The sequence below is a fragment of the Nostoc mirabile CHAB5784 genome, assembly GCF_020829645.1.
Taxonomy (GTDB): domain Bacteria; phylum Cyanobacteriota; class Cyanobacteriia; order Cyanobacteriales; family Nostocaceae; genus Nostoc; species Nostoc mirabile.
The window spans coordinates 37814-57584 of the sequence record NZ_JAIVFS010000034.1 but is presented as its reverse complement, the minus strand read 5'-3'; the positions used below and the strand labels follow the sequence as shown (position 1 = coordinate 57584).

Sequence of the window (19771 nt, the reverse complement as noted above, 5' to 3'; positions counted from 1 at the left end):
GGTTATTCCCCTTGTCTCCCTCATCCCCCTCATCTCGAATATTGCTTAATTCTTATTGCGGCGATCGACTTTGATTTTAGCAGGATCAACTCTGATCACTACATCTTCTAAGGGCAGGGTGCGGAGATAGTGTTTAAAAATGTTAACTTGATAAACCAAGTTATTCGTGACATCTAGTCCAGTCAACCAGCCACTCCGAGGATGATAAGCGCCTGTATCTATGTCTAGCCATCCCTGCCCTTGTGCCAGTTTACCAGGAGAAACACCCGGCAGAGTAAAGGTAATGGTGTGACCGATGATAATGAGCTTATCTGGAAAGTAGGGTTTTTCAATGCTGTGAAATTCTTCTCGTATCCAGCACAGTTGATCGGCAGTTTGTTCTGCCACCGACTTGGAAGGGTCAACACCAGCATGAGTTAACCAAATATCCCCCAAGTCGAGATATGTAGGCAAAGCCTTGAACCAATCCAGATGGTCATCAGGAATTGGAGCCTCGTGGTAACTGTCCACGGTAGCTTGCCCTCCACTGTACAGCCATGCTTGCATCGTTGGGGAGGAAGTCCTTTCATTGGTCAGAATGTTTAATAACATCTGCTCATGATTTCCCAACAAACATGAGTAGTTATGTCGCTTGACAAAATTAACTACTTGTGAACTATGAGGGCCACGATCAATTAAGTCTCCCAGAAAATAGATTTGATCGTCTGACGTGGGGGCGATCGCCTCCAATAATGTCATCAAACCTTCATAGTGGCCATGCACATCCCCAATTACAATTCGTCTGGGGCTAGTTTCGCTCATTGTCTTTTAGCTTCAATAGTTTGGCTAATACTTCTGCTACAGTTTAAGCTGTCTGGTTTCCATAATAGAAGGTAAAAATACTGAATAAGTTTTATTTTAATTTAATTATTACCCCATAAATAAAATATATTTATGATGGCAATCGGGTAAAATGCAGAATCTTGAGTGCCAAGAAAGAAAATCAGCAAATTTCCTTCGCGTTGTTAGCTTAAAATTTAAGCTGTTGCTGTATTGCTCACTTTCTATCTCAACAATGTCTAAGGATTTTTCTGCTGATATTAGTTCGCGCATCTGCAAGCACATGAATGATGATCATGCTGATGCCATAGTTCTTTATGCTAAGGCTTTTGGTGGTGTAACAGATGCGTAGGCGTAGCCCGTCGGAGACATCGCAGCACAAATGCTGTCAATTGATACACAAGGTATGGATTTGACAGCGCAAGTGAATGGGGAAGCTGTGTCAGTTCGCATTCAGTTTGATCATGTTTTAGCAGATGCGGAAGATGCCCATCAAACTCTAATTGCGATGGTGAAGCAGGCGCGGGTGAAGGCAAATTAGAAATTGGGATAATTGTATGGCTAATGCTTGGGTGTCTTTAGACACGCCGTTTCGCTTTGTCTTAGTTGTCAAGGGTATTGGCTACTGTGGCATAAGCCTTGGTTTGGATAATTTCAAGCTTCCAATCTGAAGAATAATCAGGCAACTCATAGCCAACACTCTTAACATCAGCCAACATTAACTCATCCCGTTGATGCCAAACGGCAAATATTCTCTCCCTGCCATCATAAAGCGTTTCTAAGTCGATTTGATAAACCTCATTTACTCGCTTTAGTTTCAAGCCCAACAAATTTAACAGTCGGCTGAGTATTTTTATTGCTGAAACCTGCTCTTTCTCCCCAACTAAGTTAATCCCAAGCGCTCTTTTAATATGCTTACTGTGCTGAAAAACAATATTTTTCAGCAATATCAAATCTGGATTACTTTCGGTAAATTCTCGTTCTACTTCGAGAAACTGAAGCATTCCCAAAGCTCTCATCGCCTCAACTTTGAGCGTGTAAGTTTTTAAATCTGGGAGAAAAACTTTCCCTTCACCCCAAGACAATTGCTGATGCCATTCTTGCTGATCCCTGACGTGAAAATACTCGCTTTCGTGAGTTAGATAATAATGAATTAACAATTGACGATAATATGCGTGGTCATCCTGCAATTTCAGCCAAGGAGTAACTTCTATACCATACCTTTGTCTGAGAACATATTTATTGATTTGGTTGCGTTCCCCATCAGTCAGGGAATGCTTCACTAATAGCTGCTCATATTCTACATAATCGATATCTTTAGCATTAGTTACAGCAGTTGCTACCGATAGTTGATTTTGCTGCTTAATATCTTTAATTTTGCGTTTAATTTCTTTAGCTTTTTGACGGCTTTGCGCCCAATCTTTTTGAACTTTGACAATTTCTAAAACTAATCTTCTGCGGGTAGCTAAATCATCAGCGTCAGTTGCCAAAAACGCAAGGCGTAAATCTCGAATAATATTATTATGAACAGCATTACTTCGCATCTGAATTTGATGCCCATCAGCAATCAAACCATCTTGCATCGATTGACGGTAGAGGTGTATAGAGGCATTTACCCGTGCAGATAACTTGGCCCAAGTTCGCAAATGAATCGGATCATGAACTAAAGGTAAATCCACATCTATTTTATGTAGTGGACTAAGCAAAGCTAAGTTTTCTTTTTGATTTTCTTGATACCAATCAGATAGCAAGCGATAATTTGTACTACCACTACCAATTAAGCCAATACCTCGTTTAGCGCACCAGACAACACGCGGCACATCATCCCGCACTCTTGCTAATGCTTGTCTTGCTTCCGAGTCAGGAATTACCCCTTGAAAAATGCCATAAACTCGGTCGAAATGTTGGACATCAATACTAATTCCTGTACCAAGGCTAGGGGTAACAAAAACGCCGTCATATTCAGAGATTTTTTGATTAATAGCTGCGATAAAATCAACCGCTTCGTGTCCAGGTGTGTTTGTAGTGTGACTACTAACCACCAGAGTTTTAGGAAATTGCCGTCGTAATTTTTGTAACCGCTCTTTCAAATAGCGTTCAATTGTTTCACAACTGTAACGCCCAGCGCGACTATCGGTAGTAACATAACATTTACGTCCAGCAAGTAAATCCAATTCCAGTTGGTGAATTAGGGATGTTGGATTCGGCGAATCATAAAAAGTTACGTCCCAACCATGCTGAGGTTTCCACTGGTTGAGAACTACCCAAGGTGTTAATTTAATTCCTGCCAATCCTTGTAAATATTCAAGTGACACATCTGATAAATCAGCATCTTGGACAATTACTAACCCCCCAGTTGTTAAAACTGTGGAAATTAGTTGCTGGAATAATTTTAATATTTTTACACGCTTGTGTTTACAAGTATTACTGTTTAATAGATGCCACAAAGACTGCTCTACTTCATCCAGAATTACTATTGCTCCCCGCCAATTTTCAGGGTTAAGTTTCCAAATAGAATCAACGCACAATCCAAGAGATTGCTGAGGAGAGAGTGAGCGGAGAATGGGAGGAGCGGGCGTAAGTGTTTTATCAATCCTTTTATCCGCATCTTCTTTATGTGTTCCCCATTGAATACCAATTTTTTCACACAAAAATCTTCCTAGTAGAATTCTGTGAGTAATTAATAAAACGGGTTGATTTCTAACTTTTGCTTGCTGAACAACGTTTTGCAATGCTGTAGTTTTACCTGTTCCTTTTGCAGACTTGACTCCTATTAATCCAGAAGTTGGGAAAGGGATTTCACCTATATAAGGGCGGTTCAAGGTGAGTGCAGCAGGAATAGTTAACTCTGTGTGGGGTTTGGTTTGAGCAAGATAAATTTCTAAATCAACACTTTGACGATAAACTTTCTCGAAACTACTTACACCTTTGGCAACAATAAACTCATCAACTCCTTTTTCTATTCCTGGAAGTTCGATAATTTTAACAGTGCATTTTTCTTGCTGGAATAAAGAACCAAGTCGAGAAATAGCATTATTTACAGCAGCAATTGTTTTAGGTTGAGTTTCAAAATCAAAGCAAATATAAAAGCTACGCTTTGTAATTGCAAACGCTGCTAAATCAGGAATTAGCTGACGACGGGTAACTTTGCCAAATTCATCTTTAACAACCCGATAACCACTAGTAATTCCGGGAATGGCAATAGCTGCATATCCTTGCGTCAACAGTGTGGCTGCTTTCTTCACACCCTCGCAGAGAATCAGGGGAATATTATGTTGCATTACCCATTGCCAAAAGCCTTCAGCTTCACCATCAGCAGTAATAGTGATATTGTCAGGCATGACCAGATTGTAACGTTTAGCGACTTGCTGCCACACTTGCAGCGTTACGCGCAAACAAAACACCCGCGTTGGTGTGCTGGGGGGATGCTCGTATTTGATGGACTTACCATTGTGATTCTGTCGGGGTTGGTTTGGCTTAAAGCATCCCCATTCCATCATTTGCCAATTATTCAAAGGGTCTAGCCCGGAACACCACCAACCACCTTCAGTAATATGAGCATAACGCTGCAACCATCCAGCTTTCACCATTCCTGTATTGGTGCGAGGGAGTAGCTCAGAAATCAATAGGTACTCATAAGCAGTTACGCCTTGGAGCGACCTAAAATTGAGTTGCACTAAGTGTAAGTCTATACCACTACTCTTGACTAATTCTTCAAGGTGTTGGGGGTGTAAATAGTGCAGATGCATAGGGAAAGGAACAAAGGGAAGACAATGAGATTAAAACATTAACATGCATCTGCTTTTTTTATCTAAGAGAGATTGCGAGGCTTTTATGATTCTTTTTTTTACTTCGTCATGGGAGACACATCGGTTCTAACTTTAGTAGGTTATTCTGCCTTTTAGATCCCCGAAGTAATAATTTTGTATTGTGATATTTGTTCGCTATTAATTTTTATTTATCAGTAAATTTCTGCGTTAAGGAATGCGATCGCCTCAGGGGTTGCCGCAGCGATCGCTATAGGGTAGTATCTTCGTACACCTTGGCATAAATCCAGCTACCACCTCAAACCAGCAAGGAGCTTAAGCCCTTAAGGTAGGGAACTTCCGCCACACTATACTAGAAACTCGGTGCAAGTATCTTAAAGTTTACATTTTAATGGCTCTACGTTCCAAACCCAAGAGGTGATGTCTACGACGGGCTGTGACGCTCGTTGCGCTAAAGCGTCTCCCCGAGTGAGATGACTCGCTAATGCTATCGGTGACGCACTAATGGGATCTATGCCAACTTCTGCGGCCATTGGCTATCGATCTCAATGCTGTTTGATTATGTGATCGCTATAAGTTATAACCATTTTACGAAATACCTGATACAAATATTTTGAAAACCGATATTAACATCTGGCTTTGTCAAGATTCCTAAATGCACAAATAATGTTAAGAAATAAGAACATCTTCTGGAAACTACTGTTGACAAAGTTTATTTTCTATATGAAGGTAACTTCCTTGGTAAAAAAGGGATCTAGTTAGTTTTATTTTTGACTCTCCACTCCTTAGGGAGGCGGTTAGTCTCGAAAAACTCTGCTTTGTCTGATATCTACCTTAAACCAGAAGCAACCCAGAAATTGATAACATATTTTTAAACTATCAGATTATGTGGAAATCAAAGTTAATATTTAGATTTATACTGTCGTTTGCGGCGATCGCCACTAGCGTGCAGCTAAGTTCAGCGAGTGACTATGCTATAGCTCAAAGTGCATCTTCCAATCCGACTGTCGAATCTGGGCAACAAAATCAAGCTTTAGAAGATGCCAAGGTTGCTATGGCAGGAGTTGGCATAGGAGTCATCGCAGGCTTACTCATTTCTGGTTTATGGTATCAGAAACGTCGTTACCGCAAAATCCAGTCAGTTGCCAAAATAGACAGCTTTCGTGAAGAGTTTCTCTGCGGCTCTTTAGCAGATTATTACTTATCTAATTCTAAAGCAAATGCTTCACCTATAAATTCTGAGGAAACTTTAGCAACACCAACTAAAGAAGAAATATCCGATTCCTCTACTTCTGAGGAAACTTTAGTAACGCCAACTAAAGAAGAAATATCCGATTCCTCTACTTCTGAGGAAACTTTAGCAACACCAACTAAAGAAGAAATATCCGATTCCTCTACTTCTGAGGAAACTTTAGTAACGCCAACTAAAGAAGAAATATCCGATTCCTCTACTTCTGAAACAAATAATCTAGCAGCAGAACCTACGCCAGCCGCAGCATCTAATTCCTTCTCTGACTGCTATCAAAAGTTAATCGAGGAAATTATTACTACCGCCCTCAAAGGTAAAATCAGTTCCAAAGAGTTTATATATCGCCAATTAATAGAAAATGTAAGCAGTGGTAATGGTGAAATCTTTGAACGCTGTTTGAGCGATCGCTCACATTCCACCCAATCTGAACTAGATAAGGTGATAAATTCTGCGAGTTTGTTCCAAAAAGAGACTCCTGAGTTAAAGAAAGCTCGTTTAAATCGTACCCTCAAAGCATTACAAAGTATTCAAGGGGAATGGGAACGAATCCAAAAACAAAAGCGAAATCAAGCCGCAGTCACCGCAGCTGTGCAACAAATTCTCACAGCCTCAGAAGCTTCTCGCTTTTCAGTCTTGTTACAAATTATTGACCCCAACCAAAACCAAGTTTTCAGCCAAAATCAATTACAACAACTGGCGCAAGAGTTAAAGGAAGCGGTGTCTTCTCACGAGGATCTCCACCTAAAACAAGAAATACAACAACTAGCGATCGGCATTGCTAACGGCGTAGAATCCTATCAGCAATTAGAAGGTTCTCTTGTCAGTTGGATTTACGAGCCAACAGCAACTCCATTAGGATTGAAAGAGTCCCAACCAAAGCAAGACCCTTGGGCTTCATGGGCACTAAAAGTCAGCAGTCCCTTGCCAAAACTGTTATTTTCTGCACTGGCTGATGGCGGATCTACAACGGAGGTAGTTGTCCGCCAGTCTTATATAGATATGAAAGACTGGGTGGAGTTGACAGTAATTCTCCAAAGAATACAGCAAAGTTTGGTGACTTGGTTTGAAAGACAACCATACGATTCCAAATGGGGTACATCTGCGTCCATTGCCACTTTTCTCAGTTTCGCTGCAGTTTGGTGCGAGTTATCTAATGGTTTCCGTATCGCTACCAGTATCGATCGCAGCAAAGGCGAAGAATTAGCGAAAGCCTGTTTTCAGATCGTCTTACAAATTCTCAGAACTTTTGCCCATCGCGAATACTTTCCCCTTTACGGCGGAGTTTTTGCCTTTTTCGGTAGGGATGCGCTGCGAGATGCGATCGCTTATTTGGATACACCACTAAAAGAAGTGGAAGGTACTCAAGAAAAAGCGCGGATACTAACGCTGTTGGGCTATTCCCAGTTTATTTTAGGTAAATATCCAGAGGCTAACTCATTTCACCAGGAAGCCTTAGAAATTGCCCGCCAAGCCGGGGATCAACCCTGTGAAATTGCCAATCTCAACCACAATAGCCGTGTTTGCGTTGCTCAAAAAGATTATTCTCAGGCGATTAACTACAGCCAGAGGGCGTTAATTTTGGCTCGTCAAGCAGGCGAACGCTTAGGAGAAGCTCACGCCTTGGCAACTTTAGGCTATAGCGAAGTGTTTGCGGCACAGCAGATGGAACGCATAGAACCAGATGTCTATGAACAAGCAATAGAATACTTGCACCGAGGTTTGGAATTGTCAGAAAAATTGAGTGATTCACGATTTGGTATCAGCTTGGCGGCTCGCCAAACTCAAGCCCTTTGTTACATCAGTCTTGGTATTGCTCACGTCGCCTTAGAAAAACCTCAAGCTGCTGTAGAATACCTAGAAAAAGGCAGTGAGGCGGTGCAGTTTTCTAGTGATAAATATCTGCAAGGGCTGAACTTTTTGTATCTGGCGGAAAGTTACTACAACCTGAATAATTATGAAAAAGCTGTATACAATAGCTGTCTAGGGATGTATTTATTAGAGCAAATTGCTGCGATGGAATGGCGGCAAGCGGCTGGGTTATTAACAATTTTACAGAGTAAATTAGGAGATGAAACCGTACAGCAATTAATAGTAAAGTACCGAACTAACATCATTAAATTTATTGGCGTGGACGGTTATGATTACTTGCCGCAATTGCTAGAAAAATACAAGCGATCGCACTAAGTTTTTGCAATAAATAGAGGTGCGTAGGCACAGTCCGCCGTAGGCATCGCTATTTTAACAATGTAAGGAAAATAACTAAAAGTAGCTGTAAAGTCACATTACTGGTATTGGCTATTTCAGTAGTGATATCGAGCTTGAAGAAAATCAATTCGGTCATCACTTACTAGATAAACAATCCGGTGTTCTTGAGTAAGTCGCCGCGACCAAGCATTTGAATCTAAGTATTTCAATGGTTCAGGTTTCCCAATACCTGTAAAACGATCTCGCATAATCGCTTCAACCAAGTTAAAAGCCCGAAGCGCAGTTTTCCGGTTTGTCCTACCCAATAGGCGAGGTCTTCCCGAAATTCTGGATGAAATACAGCATCTCGAACTTTATTTTCTTGGGGTTGGGTTTTATCCTTCTTCTTCGTCAATTCCCAACTCATGACGTAGTTCGTTAATATTTTGAGGTTTTAAAGTTCTAGCTTTTGCTCTTTCCAAAGCAGTTAACAGACGGACTGCATTTTTAGGTGAACGAAGTAAATAAGATGTTTCTAGTAAACTATCTAGTTCATCAACAGCAATTAAGGCGACGTTTTCGCCTTCTTGTCGAGTGATAATTACCACTTCTCTATCTGCAACTACTTGATTGCAGAGTTCGGCTAGGTTGTTACGAGCATCAGTCAAGTTTGTCTGCTTGGACATGGTGGGATATTTCCTAATGCTATAAGCTTGAAAAATATTCCTGATTTAGCTATTCATCTTTTATTAGATAACTTAACTCATCCTGCTCCACAGGTTAGGCAGTATGTTTTAAAGGCTCTTACAGTTATCAACTTACCTAGTTATGTAATTCCAAATAATGTATGATTAGTCCTCAGTTATTATCCAGACCTTGTATTCCGTTCTATGCGGCTTAAAAGGTCGATTATTGCTATCAATACTGCTGTAAATATATATATAATAATGCAGGCAATTACCGCATTAATTAAATACCCAAAAAGTATTTTACTATATCCAGTAACAATTAAACTTTGACCAAACATTGAAAATATGATAAAACAATAAACGACTACAATGAAATAACCGATAAACTGAACTATTTTTAGAGTTGTAATGAGTCTGGTGTATAGTCTATTTTCGTTAGAACTGCTGGGTAATTGATTGCTGCTCATAAATACATCATTTTTAATAAATTAGTTTGTACAATAAAATTTATTTTATCATAAGCAGAAGAGTATTCTTTCAAAGAAACACTCTTCTATGTATTCTAGCTGATAACTAAATTATCATTAAGCCCCGACAGCTTCCTTTGCGGCATAAAGTACCTCAGCGTTGATTTCTTTGAAACCGCGATCGCAATTAAATTTATTGATACTGCACTAGATTTATATTCTATCACGTGAAATCATTGCTGAATAGGACGTAAAACTTCTAATTCACTAGGATGAGTTAAAACCTTGCCTAATAGCTCACTGAAATAAACAACTTGATAATTAGGTGCAAGTTCTGTTTGCAATTGCTTCCACAGACTAATTCCTTCTTCTTCAAAAGCCGCTTCAACCTCTGCACTCAAATCTGGCGAGTTAGTAGGATCTTGCCAATTTAATGTTGCATTGTAAATTTCTTCCCATTTGTCCAAGCGTTTAATAGTTTCTTGAATTAATGGCAATGTCTCTGGGTTAATGTTGCCAATCTCAGGACTTACCCACCATAGTGGATAGCATCCATAGTCAGCCATGAGTTTGATTTTTTCTGTATTAAACTGTCTGTCTTGTATCATGTTCAATACTTCCCCAGGTTTCAGGTAGAGGGTTAACCCAGGAAATAGGCACAGTAACTACATTTAGAGTTTCACCGTCTTTAAAGATTTCTAAAATATATCCTGGCTCTTGCTGAGTTTTAGTAGGACGCAGATGATCCAACACAACCCCTCTATCGCCAGCTTTTACAGGGCTGTTAGGAACATCCTGCTTCAGTTCTACCCACTGAAATAAACTAGCTGTTGTCATCGTTTAATTCTCCCGTGATTTATCAGGATATAGTGTTATAAATCTAACAAATTCTGTTTCTTCATCTTGTTGCCAGATAGTAATTACCTTAATTAATCGACCACTAGGCCCAGACCACTCGCTTTTAACCTCAAACTGAGTCCCCCAATCACTAGGGGTGGCTTTTGCAATTTCAGAACCTTCTACAGCATTTATTATATCGTTCTTAAGAAGTTCCCAGTTGTCAAGATTATATCCTGCTAAAGCTAGATATCTTGATTTATCACTTTGAGGTTGATAAATAAGTAGGTATTTAGTTATTTTTCCATCTTGAATTATTAAACCTGATGGCATTTTCATTATGTTATTTTTAACCAATTTATTATTTTTAATTTAGCAATCAAAAATACGAAATTGCCGTAAGCTACGAAATTATGACGGATTGGCATATTACATCCATGATGAGAAAATCAGGGATATATAAGCAAAAAGGGCATCCATGCAGGACACCCTTTAATTTAATTAATTGCTAATCCCAAAACTACGCCCCGACAGCTTCTTTGGCGGCGTACAATACCTCAGCATTGATTTCTTTGAAACCGCGATCGCGGGCAAATTTCTCAGTATTACGCTTCACTTTACCGCGCACAAATCCAGGAATCTTATTCAATTCTGCTTGACCATCTTTTGTCCAATTCAAATCAGAATCAGCAGAAATTCCTCTAGTAATTACTTCTTTGGTATCATGACCACCAAAGATTTCTAACAGGTGATCTTCCATTCCCAAAGTGAAGGAATTGTAGATCAAATCTGTAATTTGATTCGTGCCTTCGTAACCCATAAATGGTTTGTAACCAATGGGGAAGTTTTGGACGTGGATTGGTGCTGCAATTACGCCGCAGGGAATATCCAAACGTTTACCAACGTGGCGTTCCATTTGGGTGCCGAAAATGGCAGAAGGTTCGACACGAGCGATCGCATCCCCAATTTCACCATGATCTTCGGAAATTAACACTTCATCGCAATACTCGCTAACCTGTTCGCGGAACCAGTCTGCATCATATTTGCAGTAGGTTCCAGCCCAAACAACATGAATCCCCATTTCTCGCGCCAAAATCTTGGTGATGGCGGCGGCATGGGTGTTGTCACCAAAGACTACAGCTTTTTTGCCAGTCAAGTTTTGACAGTCAATAGAACGGGAGAACCAAGCAGCCTGAGATACATGCAGGGTTTGCTCGTTAATGAAGTCTTCGTAGTCAACTTCTGCGCCTTGAGCCTTAATTACCTGCTGAATCTTGCGAATACAACGGGCAGTTTCCACTACGCCCATTGGAGTAATGTCTATATAAGGTGTGCCGAATTGTTCTTCTAGGTAACGAGCTGTGGTTAAACCAAGTTCACGATAAGGTACTAGGTTAAACCAGGCTTTGGGCATCTTCTTCAAGTCATTCACCGAAGCACCTTCGGGAATTAAGGTATTTACCTCAATTCCCAAGTCAGCCATCAAACGTTTCAGTTCGGTGCAGTCGTGATTATTGTGGAAACCGAGGGTAGTAGTACCGATGATGTTAACCGAGGGCTTTGCTGTTTTGCCCTCAGCCAATTCGCCCCGCTTCCGCGCTTTTTCAATGTAGTATTGGACGATTTGATCCAAAGTGCGATCGGCAGCTTGTAGTTCGTTGTAGCGGTAGTGGTTCACATCCGCTAGCATTACGTCTCCTTTCGCTTCCAACTGCGCCCGTTCGACAAAGTTGTGCAGGTCTTCTTGCAAAATGCTGGAGGTGCAGGTGGGAGTTAACACAATCAAATCTGGGTGTTCCTCGGCATCCTTGCGGGTGATGTTATCTACCACCTTCTCTTGAGAGCCGCGTGCCAAAACGTTGCGATCGACGACACTGGTTGTTACCGGAGTGAAATCCCTCTCCCGCGATAGCATGGAGCGCATGACGTTAAAGTAGTCATCGCCAATGGGGGCGTGCATGATCGCATGCACATTTTTAAAAGAGCTAGCGATTCGCAGAGTGCCGATGTGGGCTGGGCCTGCATACATCCAGTAAGCCAATTTCATGTTTGTGTTCTCCCTTTTCAATAGAAATAACACGGAGTCCGATAAGAGTGGACTATAAGTGCTTGATTATTATTAAATCGTTTCTGATTGTCTCAAAAGTTGTATCCCTGATGAAGTGAAGACTTGTAAGGATTTTAGCTGCGGTGTGTAGGCGTAGGCATCGCTCAAACCTTGTTCCTGATTGGAATCTAGCTTCTTAATTTAACAATATTACTGTTGCTTTTTTAAAATAAATCTTAATTTTTCGGCAAATTTGTTTTCAATGTGGGGCGGTGTGTTATACCACTTCTGTATGAAGATGCGCTAAAGAATATTTAAGTACAGGAAAGAAGAAAGAAAAACGAACCCCAAAGCACGCATAGACACGAAGTGGCTTCCCGCAGGGTAGGACAGGAAGAAAGAAAGAAAGAAAGAAGTTAAAAGGGTTTGGCGCAGCCTTACAAATAAATAGTATTAACTATCACCAATAAATTTAGAAAATTTATGTACAACTTCTCAAAAAATACAAACATCCTCTCAGAGGATGTTTGTAAAGAATCAAGTTGTAGTATCAATATCCCCCTAACCCTCCTTAAACAAGGAATAAACGGGGGAACAACACTAGCGCAATTTGTTCATTCGAGGGAGTAGAAATTAACCTAGAGAGGTATTAATTACTGCCGAAAAATTTCTACTTTTTCTAACACTACATCTTGATTTGGACGATCTCTAGTTGTAGGAACATTGGCGATGCGGTTGACTATATCCATACCTTCGACAACTTTACCAAAAACACTGTGCTTGCGGTCAAGATGAGGCGTTGGCCCTTCTGTAATGAACCATTGCGAACCATTAGTACCGCGTCCTGCATTTGCCATTGAGAGAATACCGGCACTAGAGTGTTTCAATTCAGGATGAAACTCATCTTCAAATTGATATCCTGGGCCACCAGTACCCCACCGATTGGCCATATCTGGATAACGAGCCAGGGGATCGCCACATTGAATCATAAAATCAGGGATGACTCGGTGAAAGCGAACTCCATCGTAGGCAGGAGTCCCTTTCTGAGATTGACCTGTCTTAGGGTCTTTCCAGTCGATTGTCCCGGTTGCTAAACCTACAAAATTTTTGACGGTGTTGGGAGTTTTGTCTTCCTCCAAAAGAACTATAATTTCACCCAAGGAAGTAATTAAACGAGCGTGCAGTGTGCCTTCACCGGGAATATTAATTTCTGGAAAATTCATGAGGTATCCTATGAATGAAAACTGCCAGTATTTGACCTACGATAAGCTTATCAGCATTCAAGTTACACGTTTACAGATTGCGAAAAGACTGAACTAAGGAAACTTTAGAAAAAGAATATTTTACTCTGGTAAATTAATTGCTGGATTACGGCTAAAGAATCCTCTAGGTACTAGCTTAAAGCCAACTCGGTGAACAGGCATCACAGGCCAATCTTCCGATCGCGGAATATGAGTTACGCCCATTGTGTACCACAGCACGATATCTTCACCCGTCAAAGATTCATCGTCTGCAATATATTTTGGTAAACCCTGTCCTGGTTGAGTCTGGTTGGGATAATCACCGCCAGCATAGAGTTCAGCAGGTTTATATTTTGTTACCCAGACGTGGTGAGTTGCAAATTCTGCCTTTTGACGGATGTTTGAGCCTTCCACAGGGAAAAATATGGAGTTTCCACCAGGCATCAGCATATATCCAGGTGCAGCCCCTAGCGTATTTTTCTTATCTGCACTAACAATCATCCATTCCCGACTGCTTTTCATATCCAAATCGCGCACAGCAGCCGTTTCTTTTGTGAGTGGGGTTTCTGTAATTGCGATCGCATTTCCTAAAGGATTTTTCTCATCCATCGGCAAAGCTTCCACATTCATTTCCATCACAGAATTAGCCTGACCATCGACATCGAAATCTAGGCGATAGTTGAAAAAGTGCTGGTGATTTACTCCGAAGATATTCTTAGCAATTAGCCGACCATAGGAATCATCCTCAGATTGCTTTTGGGCAGCCGTTCCCTGCGCCAGTACGATACCCGTTAATTCATTTTGGACTTCCAAAGTCCCATCCTGGTGAAATATCCAATTAATGCTGTAATCATAGTTATCAACGGCCGTTGTCATCGACATCACTAATTCTCGATTGCGACGGACATCATTACGCTGAGTATTGTAGTCATAGTGTTTCCACAGCATTCCGTTATCGCGTTCATAGATACCGATAACTCCTGGTATCTTATAAGGTTCTCCCTGCTCATTAGCAAATACAGCATCCAACAAAAGGCCGTTTTCAGGAATTTCTTTACCTAATTCCATTGTATTTGCTAGCAAACCAAGGTTGTATTCCCCAACATCAAATGCATTCCTAAACGACCAAGTGGGATCTGGATCGCCGTAAGGAACTACCATCTCTGATAGGCTAGCGCGGTATAAAACTGGTCTGACATTTTCCCCGTCGTCGTGTGTCACTTGGTACAGCACCAATCCACTACGGGGATGCATTAAATACCGAAACTTCCAACCTTGCCAGCTAATTTCATTGTTATTAATTCGGAAACTTGCACCATTTGGTTGCAGAATCTTTAATGCTTTCAGTGGTGAAAGTAATTTGCCCAAGGACTTTACATCATAGTTCCAGTTTTCTTTAGAGAAAGGTACGTTTCCCTTGTCAACGAAACTAACAATTTTACCTGCGTTCAAATTTACCGTTGCCACCACTCCTTCAATAGGACTACCGTAATAGTTCCAGCCTTTGCCCTTATAGTAAGATAAGGCTCGACATAGACGATTACCTGTTGCTTCTTCCTGTTTACTTAAGATTCCTGGTGCCCAACAACTAATTGTGACTCGATCAAAATCGGTAATTCCTCGCCTTTGCATCGCTTTTTGCCATCGGGGATCGGCTTTAACTACCTGAGTTGCCAGTTCATATTCTGAAGCGACGATCGCAGGTTGAACAGAGGGTATTTCTTTCCAAGAACTTAAGGTTTTGCTTGTTAGGTTAACAATTCCCTCATAAGTTTTATTTTGCGTAGTACAGACTCCTTGCCGCAGGCATCGCTCATAGATTACCAAAAAAGCTTTTCGCCCAAAAGCTTTACCAGGTGTAAATTTCAAAACTTCTTTTTTATCTGGTTCTTGTAAAGCGATCAGTGGAAAAGCTGCCATTTCGCTCAAACTTTTCTCTCTTTTGATGACCGAAACAGCTGTACTAATTTCTGCCTCTGTTAGCGAAGTCAGAGGATGGGAAATCGAAGGCTGTTGAGCCGTCAATCTTTCCATGAGTCCCAATGAGATAGAAATGACGAGAGTGATAGTAATAGCTATCCAAAAAAAACGTAGCCGCTTAATCATCCCTTTACATTCTTTCAACAAACCTATAGTTATTTATTTCTAAGCAATAGCTCAGAAACCGATAGATTAAGAAACTAACGCCAAATTAATTTGCTAACAGTATCCCCAATTATAAAACCCATCAGTCTAATCAATTGTTAGCTTTACATTCAAACCTGGGAACACTGTATACAGGTATTCATAGAAAATTGGAGTACACTGTCATGCAGCAAGCAAATTCAGGTGTCGCATACATTCTTTGGTGTTTGTGCTTCTTTGGTATCTGTGGTGGGCAAAGATTCTACACCGGACAGATTGGTAGTGGTTTGATATATTTCTTCACAATTGGTTTTTTTGGGATTGGTCAACTAATCGATTTGGCTCTCATTCCTGGTATGGTTGACAAGCGAAATATTTATCTGCGTGGGTTACATGGTAATGGAAGCCCTAGTGTCAATCAATCAATCAATTACGTTGAACATTGGTGATATTCCCCAACTTCAACAGTTACAACCGATACAGCCACCAATATCTACAGGTAGTCCAATGCAGAAGCTGCTCAAAGCTGCAAAGGAACATAATGGGCAACTTTCCATCGCTCAAGCGGCTATGTATACTGAGCTAGAATCAGAGCATCTGAAAGAGTTGCTTCTTGAAGCAACGAAGATAGGGTACGCTGAGGTCAACAATGATCCAAATACTGGAGCTATCCGTTATCACTTTGATGTGTAAGGTTTAAGAGTAAATATTCATATATTTTCATATTTAGGACTTACGCATCAAGTACGAAATGCAGGGGCAATTCATGAATTGCCCCTACGGAAAATCAAGGCTATAATCCTCTCTTCATAACTGATCAATTATGATCCGTTAGCAATTAAGCAGAAACCAACCGACGTAAAGATTCAGCACGGCGTTTAGCAATAGGGTTATTTGGAGCCAATTTTAGTGCTTCTTCGTAACTTTGTAACGCCTGAGTAGTTAACTTTTTCTTCTCATAAGCGTGACCAAGATTATTCAACCCTGTTACGTAGTCTGGTTTAGCTTTTAGGGCTTCTTTATACTGACGAATTGCTAGGTCATATTGCTCTTGGGTAAAATAAATATAACCCAGCCCGTTGTAAATAGGGGCAATATTTTCTTCTCCCTCTTCTTGGGCAGCTTTGATAGCTTTTTGAAACAGCAGTATCGCTTGGGAATACATTTTTTTGTCTGAATAAATACTGGCTAACTCATAATATTCTTGAGTCGTACCTTTTTCTTTCTCTAACTTCTTCCGCAATCTTCCAAAGGAGCCTTCAATCTTACGAGTTTTGAAAATCTGGCGAAAAACACCCACGGCTGCAATTGTGAGTATACCCACCAAAACTGAGAGATAAACAACGGCTAGACTGTTATCCATTGCTGCAAATACAAATATTAAAAGTTGCTTCTGTAATCTATTATCAGCCTATTGTCCTTTGTCAGTTGTCATTTGCCCTTTGTTATTCACTAATGACCAATGACCAATGACCAATGACTAATGACCAACTTACGGTAAACCCCAATATTGAACACGTTGCTGGAGCCAACCTTCTGCTAAGTAACGAGCGATCGCTTCATTCACATTCCGTCGTAATTCATCGTACTGCAATCCCTTGGGCATGACTACAGACAAGGGTTCAGTTGATAGCTTAATTGGCAGTAGCCGATATTGGGGATATTGTTGCACCCAACCGCTCAGAACGCTAGCATCTGCGGCAAATGCAAAGGCTGCATTACTTTCTATTTTCTCTCGCGCTTCTTGATATGAATTCACTCCTATCAACTCGGCGTTTGACACAAAGTAACGCACTTTCGCAATGGTGCTGGAGTTGTTGAGTACAGCAATTTTTTGTTTTGCCAAATCACTCAATTTCTGCACAGAGGCGTCTTTTGTAACTAATACAGTGCTATCCAAATAGTAGGGAACACTGAAACTAATTATGCGGCTGCGAGATTCAGTTGCTGTTACCCTAGCGATCGCAAAATCAACTTTCTTGTCTAAGACTACAGACAAGCGATCGCGATTCGCTACGGGTTTCAATTTGACAGCCTCGGTACCAACCAAGTCAAGTGCCAATCGCTGTGCCAAGTCAATTTCTAAGCCTTGCAAATTACCCTTGGCATCTCTAAATCCCAATGGACGCAAGTTATCTTTAACGGCAACAGTTAGATAGCCTCGCTGCTGAATTTCTGGCATTTCGGCAGCAGATGCAGTTAGTCCTGTCCCCACTATGGAAAAGCAAGATATGCAAAAAATAGTGGCGGATAATACCAGATGTAACCGAGTAATTACTTGCCATCTGTTACATCTGTTATACATCCCTTGCCACCTTTATCCTTTAGCTTGATTTGCCAATTCAGCAACTTTACTGAAGCTAGCTGGATCGAGGACTGCTAATTGTGCCAACATCTTGCGATTTAGTTGGATATCAGCTTTTTTCAAGTTACCGATCAACTGGCTGTAGCTCAAGCCGTGTTGCCTTGAAGCAGCGTTGATGCGGGTGATCCAGAGACGGCGAAAATCGCGCTTTTTCTTTTTGCGATCGCGGTAGGCACTCCGTAGCGCCTTCATCACTTGTTGGTTGGCAGTTCTAAACAGAGTTGAGTGAGAACCGCGAAAACCTTTCGCCAGTTTGAGAATTTTATTGCGGCGCTTCCGAGCTACATTACCGCGTTTTACCCGAGTCATAACTTATTTCCTAAAATACTTACAAATATGGGAGCATCAAGCGCACGTTAAGTTCATCGCGTTCATGTACAAGCGCACTCTGACGCATACTACGCTTTTTGTCAGAACTCTTATGTTCTAAAAGGTGGCTTTTGAAAGCTTTACGACGGACGATTTTGCCGGTGCCGGTGGCACGGAATCGCTTTGCCGCAGCTTTACGAGTCTTTAGTTTAGGCATGGTCTAGCTTTAATTCGACACGATCCATTATTATACTAATAAAATTGCTTGAATGGAAATTAAATAAAGGATTTAACCAAGTACGGCCTCTGTAGATAAAATTAATTTCACCGATGGATGAAGTAAATATAGTCGAATATGACCCACGTTGGCAGACTTTGTTTGCACAAGAAGCCGAGCGTATTTGGCAGGTACTAGGCAATGACTTGGTTGTGGAAATTGCACATATTGGGAGTACGGCAGTACCAGGAATGGCAGCCAAGCCAGTTGTTGACATCATGGTAGGAGTCCGTTCCTTAGTAAATGCAAAATCTGCTATTCCAACTTTAGAATCTTTAGGATACGTTTATTGGCGTGAAGATCCACGTCCTGGACGGATGTTTTTTGTCAAAGGAATGCCACCATACGGAAAGCAACGTACTCACCATGTTCACATAGTCGGGGTTAACAGCGAATTTTGGGAACGCAAGCTATTTTGCGACTATCTTATAAGGCATCCTGAAGAGGCGAAACGATATGAAGCTTTAAAACGCGATTTGGCGGCAACTTTTCGGAGCGATCGCGAGGCTTATACCAATGGTAAAAATGATTATATCCGGGCTGTGATGTCAAAAGCACGGTGTGAGGAGATGGGGAAAATTCCTTAGATCAAATGCAATTTTAAGGAATATCCTCACTTAAGAAAACTGTCTCTAAATCCCGATAACCACTGATAACACGCACAACTTCCACACCGTCATCAATGGGACGATAAAATATCAAATAATCTTCTACGGGGAAACTCCGTAAACCGCTTATAAAATTATCGCAACTTTGCCCCATGTTAGAGAAATCAGCCAGCAATTTACACTGCTGTTTAAATTTTTCATTGAATCTTCGAGCCGCAGCAGGATTAAAACGGATAATATAGCGATTAATCTCCTTGAGGTCTTGCTTGGCTGGAATTGTTAAAACATACCGACTCATTATTTAGCAGCCTCTGCTTGTTGCATTTGGGCTTGGGCGCGTCGGATATCTTCTTCAATTTCTGCAAACACCTCTTCGCCATCGACTACTTCACCACGCTCTGAGGCTTCTATTCCTTCTTGGATTTTAGCTTTCAATTCTGCTAGACGCTGCTCTCGAATGCGATCGCGTTCTTCTAGCAATCTCAATGCTTCACCCATCACCTCACTAACTGAGTGATATTTCCCACTACTAACCTTATCCTTAACCAACTGCTCCAATTCTGGGGTCAAAGATATATTCACAACTATTACCTCATTCCATTTACCCTATATCCTAACCGACGGGGGTTAGAGCAAGATTAAAATAATTCGTAATTGAATCAATTGGGGCCTAAATCCTCAACTAATTAAAGATCACCAAGAAAGACAATTAGGCGCCAGTGTTTCACCAATAATTACGAATTACGAATTACGTTAGCGCAGCGTTAGCGAGTATTCGAGCGTCATTA

General features: G+C 41.0%; 21 protein-coding genes and 1 pseudogene. 5 read left to right on the top strand and 17 right to left on the bottom strand.

Annotated elements, in window-relative coordinates; genetic code table 11:
- Positions 1 to 45: 45 nt before the first annotated feature.
- The gene (locus LC653_RS21520; RefSeq protein ID WP_229496816.1) at positions 46 to 801 is read right to left on the bottom strand and encodes a metallophosphoesterase family protein; all 756 of its coding nucleotides are present in this window, start codon (positions 799 to 801) and stop codon (positions 46 to 48) included.
- A gap of 151 nt (positions 802 to 952) precedes the next feature.
- On the opposite strand from LC653_RS21520, the pseudogene LC653_RS21515 reads away from it, so the two are divergent.
- Positions 953 to 1360: pseudogene (locus tag LC653_RS21515) on the top strand (DUF2470 domain-containing protein).
- Between the two features lie 61 nt (positions 1361 to 1421).
- On the opposite strand, the gene LC653_RS21510 reads toward LC653_RS21515, so the two are convergent.
- A complete protein-coding gene (locus LC653_RS21510) occupies positions 1422 to 4568 on the bottom strand; it encodes a plasmid replication protein, CyRepA1 family (RefSeq protein WP_229496815.1) in 3147 nt (1048 codons plus the stop codon).
- Positions 4569 to 5472: 904 nt separating this feature from the next.
- Between LC653_RS21510 and LC653_RS21505 the strand changes: the two genes are divergently transcribed.
- Complete coding sequence (locus LC653_RS21505; RefSeq protein WP_308189116.1) at positions 5473 to 8019, top strand: tetratricopeptide repeat protein; 2547 nt, start codon at positions 5473 to 5475, stop codon at positions 8017 to 8019.
- 116 nt (positions 8020 to 8135) lie between these two features.
- Here the strand turns inward: LC653_RS21505 and LC653_RS47925 are convergent, their stop codons facing one another.
- The 9 genes from LC653_RS47925 to LC653_RS21460 form a co-directional block, all read right to left on the bottom strand.
- Entirely contained in the window at positions 8136 to 8288 is a 153-nt protein-coding gene (locus tag LC653_RS47925; RefSeq protein WP_229496814.1) for a Txe/YoeB family addiction module toxin, read from the bottom strand.
- The gene (locus LC653_RS47920) at positions 8246 to 8434 is read right to left on the bottom strand and encodes a hypothetical protein (protein WP_229496841.1); all 189 of its coding nucleotides are present in this window, start codon (positions 8432 to 8434) and stop codon (positions 8246 to 8248) included. The genes LC653_RS47925 and LC653_RS47920 overlap by 43 nt, the downstream gene beginning before the upstream one ends.
- The gene (locus tag LC653_RS21490) at positions 8415 to 8705 is read right to left on the bottom strand and encodes a type II toxin-antitoxin system Phd/YefM family antitoxin (protein WP_229496813.1); all 291 of its coding nucleotides are present in this window, start codon (positions 8703 to 8705) and stop codon (positions 8415 to 8417) included. Before LC653_RS21490 ends, LC653_RS47920 begins: the two co-directional genes overlap by 20 nt.
- Before the next feature lie 703 nt (positions 8706 to 9408).
- Positions 9409 to 9783: an immunity protein CdiI family protein gene (locus tag LC653_RS21485; protein WP_229484163.1), complete on the bottom strand. Its 375-nt coding sequence runs from the start codon at positions 9781 to 9783 to the stop codon at positions 9409 to 9411.
- Positions 9761 to 10012: a DUF4926 domain-containing protein gene (locus LC653_RS21480; protein ID WP_229484162.1), complete on the bottom strand. Its 252-nt coding sequence runs from the start codon at positions 10010 to 10012 to the stop codon at positions 9761 to 9763. Before LC653_RS21480 ends, LC653_RS21485 begins: the two co-directional genes overlap by 23 nt.
- Positions 10013 to 10015: 3 nt before the next feature.
- Positions 10016 to 10351 (bottom strand): DUF6883 domain-containing protein, encoded by a 336-nt coding sequence (locus LC653_RS21475; RefSeq protein WP_229496812.1) that lies wholly within the window; start codon positions 10349 to 10351, stop codon positions 10016 to 10018.
- Positions 10352 to 10532: 181 nt separating this feature from the next.
- Positions 10533 to 12059, bottom strand: coding sequence for a ferredoxin:protochlorophyllide reductase (ATP-dependent) subunit B (gene bchB / locus LC653_RS21470; RefSeq protein ID WP_229496811.1), 1527 nt, complete (start codon positions 12057 to 12059; stop codon positions 10533 to 10535).
- Positions 12060 to 12712: 653 nt separating this feature from the next.
- Positions 12713 to 13282, bottom strand: coding sequence for a peptidylprolyl isomerase (locus LC653_RS21465; protein ID WP_229496810.1), 570 nt, complete (start codon positions 13280 to 13282; stop codon positions 12713 to 12715).
- Between the two features lie 120 nt (positions 13283 to 13402).
- Positions 13403 to 15406, bottom strand: a complete 2004-nt coding sequence (locus LC653_RS21460; RefSeq protein WP_229496809.1) for a primary-amine oxidase — start codon at positions 15404 to 15406, stop codon at positions 13403 to 13405.
- A 203-nt stretch (positions 15407 to 15609) separates the two neighbouring features.
- On the opposite strand from LC653_RS21460, the gene LC653_RS21455 reads away from it, so the two are divergent.
- Both LC653_RS21455 and LC653_RS21450 read left to right on the top strand, forming a co-directional pair.
- Complete coding sequence (locus LC653_RS21455) at positions 15610 to 15873, top strand: NINE protein (RefSeq protein ID WP_229496808.1); 264 nt, start codon at positions 15610 to 15612, stop codon at positions 15871 to 15873.
- The gene (locus LC653_RS21450; RefSeq protein ID WP_229496807.1) at positions 15836 to 16117 is read left to right on the top strand and encodes a hypothetical protein; all 282 of its coding nucleotides are present in this window, start codon (positions 15836 to 15838) and stop codon (positions 16115 to 16117) included. The genes LC653_RS21455 and LC653_RS21450 overlap by 38 nt, the downstream gene beginning before the upstream one ends.
- A gap of 145 nt (positions 16118 to 16262) precedes the next feature.
- Here the strand turns inward: LC653_RS21450 and LC653_RS21445 are convergent, their stop codons facing one another.
- The 4 genes from LC653_RS21445 to rpmI all read right to left on the bottom strand — a co-directional run bounded on the left by LC653_RS21445 (position 16263) and on the right by rpmI (position 18315).
- Positions 16263 to 16787, bottom strand: a complete 525-nt coding sequence (locus tag LC653_RS21445) for a tetratricopeptide repeat protein (protein WP_229496806.1) — start codon at positions 16785 to 16787, stop codon at positions 16263 to 16265.
- A gap of 129 nt (positions 16788 to 16916) precedes the next feature.
- The gene (locus LC653_RS21440) at positions 16917 to 17729 is read right to left on the bottom strand and encodes a transporter substrate-binding domain-containing protein (protein WP_229496805.1); all 813 of its coding nucleotides are present in this window, start codon (positions 17727 to 17729) and stop codon (positions 16917 to 16919) included.
- A gap of 12 nt (positions 17730 to 17741) precedes the next feature.
- Positions 17742 to 18098 (bottom strand): 50S ribosomal protein L20, encoded by a 357-nt coding sequence (gene rplT / locus LC653_RS21435; protein WP_229496804.1) that lies wholly within the window; start codon positions 18096 to 18098, stop codon positions 17742 to 17744.
- A 19-nt stretch (positions 18099 to 18117) separates the two neighbouring features.
- Positions 18118 to 18315, bottom strand: a complete 198-nt coding sequence (gene rpmI, locus LC653_RS21430) for a 50S ribosomal protein L35 (protein ID WP_109007939.1) — start codon at positions 18313 to 18315, stop codon at positions 18118 to 18120.
- Between the two features lie 113 nt (positions 18316 to 18428).
- Between rpmI and LC653_RS21425 the strand changes: the two genes are divergently transcribed.
- Positions 18429 to 18962: a GrpB family protein gene (locus LC653_RS21425; RefSeq protein WP_229496803.1), complete on the top strand. Its 534-nt coding sequence runs from the start codon at positions 18429 to 18431 to the stop codon at positions 18960 to 18962.
- 13 nt (positions 18963 to 18975) lie between these two features.
- On the opposite strand, the gene LC653_RS21420 is transcribed toward LC653_RS21425, so the two are convergent.
- Together LC653_RS21420 and LC653_RS21415 are read right to left on the bottom strand one after the other, a co-directional pair.
- On the bottom strand, positions 18976 to 19281 hold the full coding sequence (locus LC653_RS21420; RefSeq protein WP_229496802.1) for a type II toxin-antitoxin system RelE/ParE family toxin: 306 nt from the start codon (positions 19279 to 19281) through the stop codon (positions 18976 to 18978).
- Positions 19281 to 19565, bottom strand: a complete 285-nt coding sequence (locus LC653_RS21415) for a type II toxin-antitoxin system ParD family antitoxin (RefSeq protein WP_229496801.1) — start codon at positions 19563 to 19565, stop codon at positions 19281 to 19283. The genes LC653_RS21420 and LC653_RS21415 overlap by 1 nt, the downstream gene beginning before the upstream one ends.
- Positions 19566 to 19771 lie beyond the last annotated feature (206 nt).

Coding starts and splice junctions, on each gene's coding strand:
- LC653_RS21425 (WP_229496803.1), top strand. CDS start 18,429: ATGGATGAAGTAAATATAGTCGAATATGACCCACGTTGGCAGACTTTG.
- LC653_RS21505 (WP_308189116.1), top strand. CDS start 5,473: ATGTGGAAATCAAAGTTAATATTTAGATTTATACTGTCGTTTGCGGCG.
- LC653_RS21510 (WP_229496815.1), bottom strand. CDS start 4,568: ATGCATCTGCACTATTTACACCCCCAACACCTTGAAGAATTAGTCAAG.
- LC653_RS21520 (WP_229496816.1), bottom strand. CDS start 801: ATGAGCGAAACTAGCCCCAGACGAATTGTAATTGGGGATGTGCATGGC.
- LC653_RS21420 (WP_229496802.1), bottom strand. CDS start 19,281: ATGAGTCGGTATGTTTTAACAATTCCAGCCAAGCAAGACCTCAAGGAG.
- LC653_RS47925 (WP_229496814.1), bottom strand. CDS start 8,288: ATGCGAGATCGTTTTACAGGTATTGGGAAACCTGAACCATTGAAATAC.
- LC653_RS21475 (WP_229496812.1), bottom strand. CDS start 10,351: ATGAAAATGCCATCAGGTTTAATAATTCAAGATGGAAAAATAACTAAA.
- rpmI (WP_109007939.1), bottom strand. CDS start 18,315: ATGCCTAAACTAAAGACTCGTAAAGCTGCGGCAAAGCGATTCCGTGCC.
- LC653_RS21485 (WP_229484163.1), bottom strand. CDS start 9,783: ATGATACAAGACAGACAGTTTAATACAGAAAAAATCAAACTCATGGCT.
- LC653_RS21480 (WP_229484162.1), bottom strand. CDS start 10,012: ATGACAACAGCTAGTTTATTTCAGTGGGTAGAACTGAAGCAGGATGTT.
- bchB (WP_229496811.1), bottom strand. CDS start 12,059: ATGAAATTGGCTTACTGGATGTATGCAGGCCCAGCCCACATCGGCACT.
- rplT (WP_229496804.1), bottom strand. CDS start 18,098: ATGACTCGGGTAAAACGCGGTAATGTAGCTCGGAAGCGCCGCAATAAA.
- LC653_RS21490 (WP_229496813.1), bottom strand. CDS start 8,705: ATGTCCAAGCAGACAAACTTGACTGATGCTCGTAACAACCTAGCCGAA.
- LC653_RS21465 (WP_229496810.1), bottom strand. CDS start 13,282: ATGAATTTTCCAGAAATTAATATTCCCGGTGAAGGCACACTGCACGCT.
- LC653_RS21460 (WP_229496809.1), bottom strand. CDS start 15,406: ATGATTAAGCGGCTACGTTTTTTTTGGATAGCTATTACTATCACTCTC.
- LC653_RS21445 (WP_229496806.1), bottom strand. CDS start 16,787: ATGGATAACAGTCTAGCCGTTGTTTATCTCTCAGTTTTGGTGGGTATA.
- LC653_RS21455 (WP_229496808.1), top strand. CDS start 15,610: ATGCAGCAAGCAAATTCAGGTGTCGCATACATTCTTTGGTGTTTGTGC.
- LC653_RS21440 (WP_229496805.1), bottom strand. CDS start 17,729: ATGTATAACAGATGTAACAGATGGCAAGTAATTACTCGGTTACATCTG.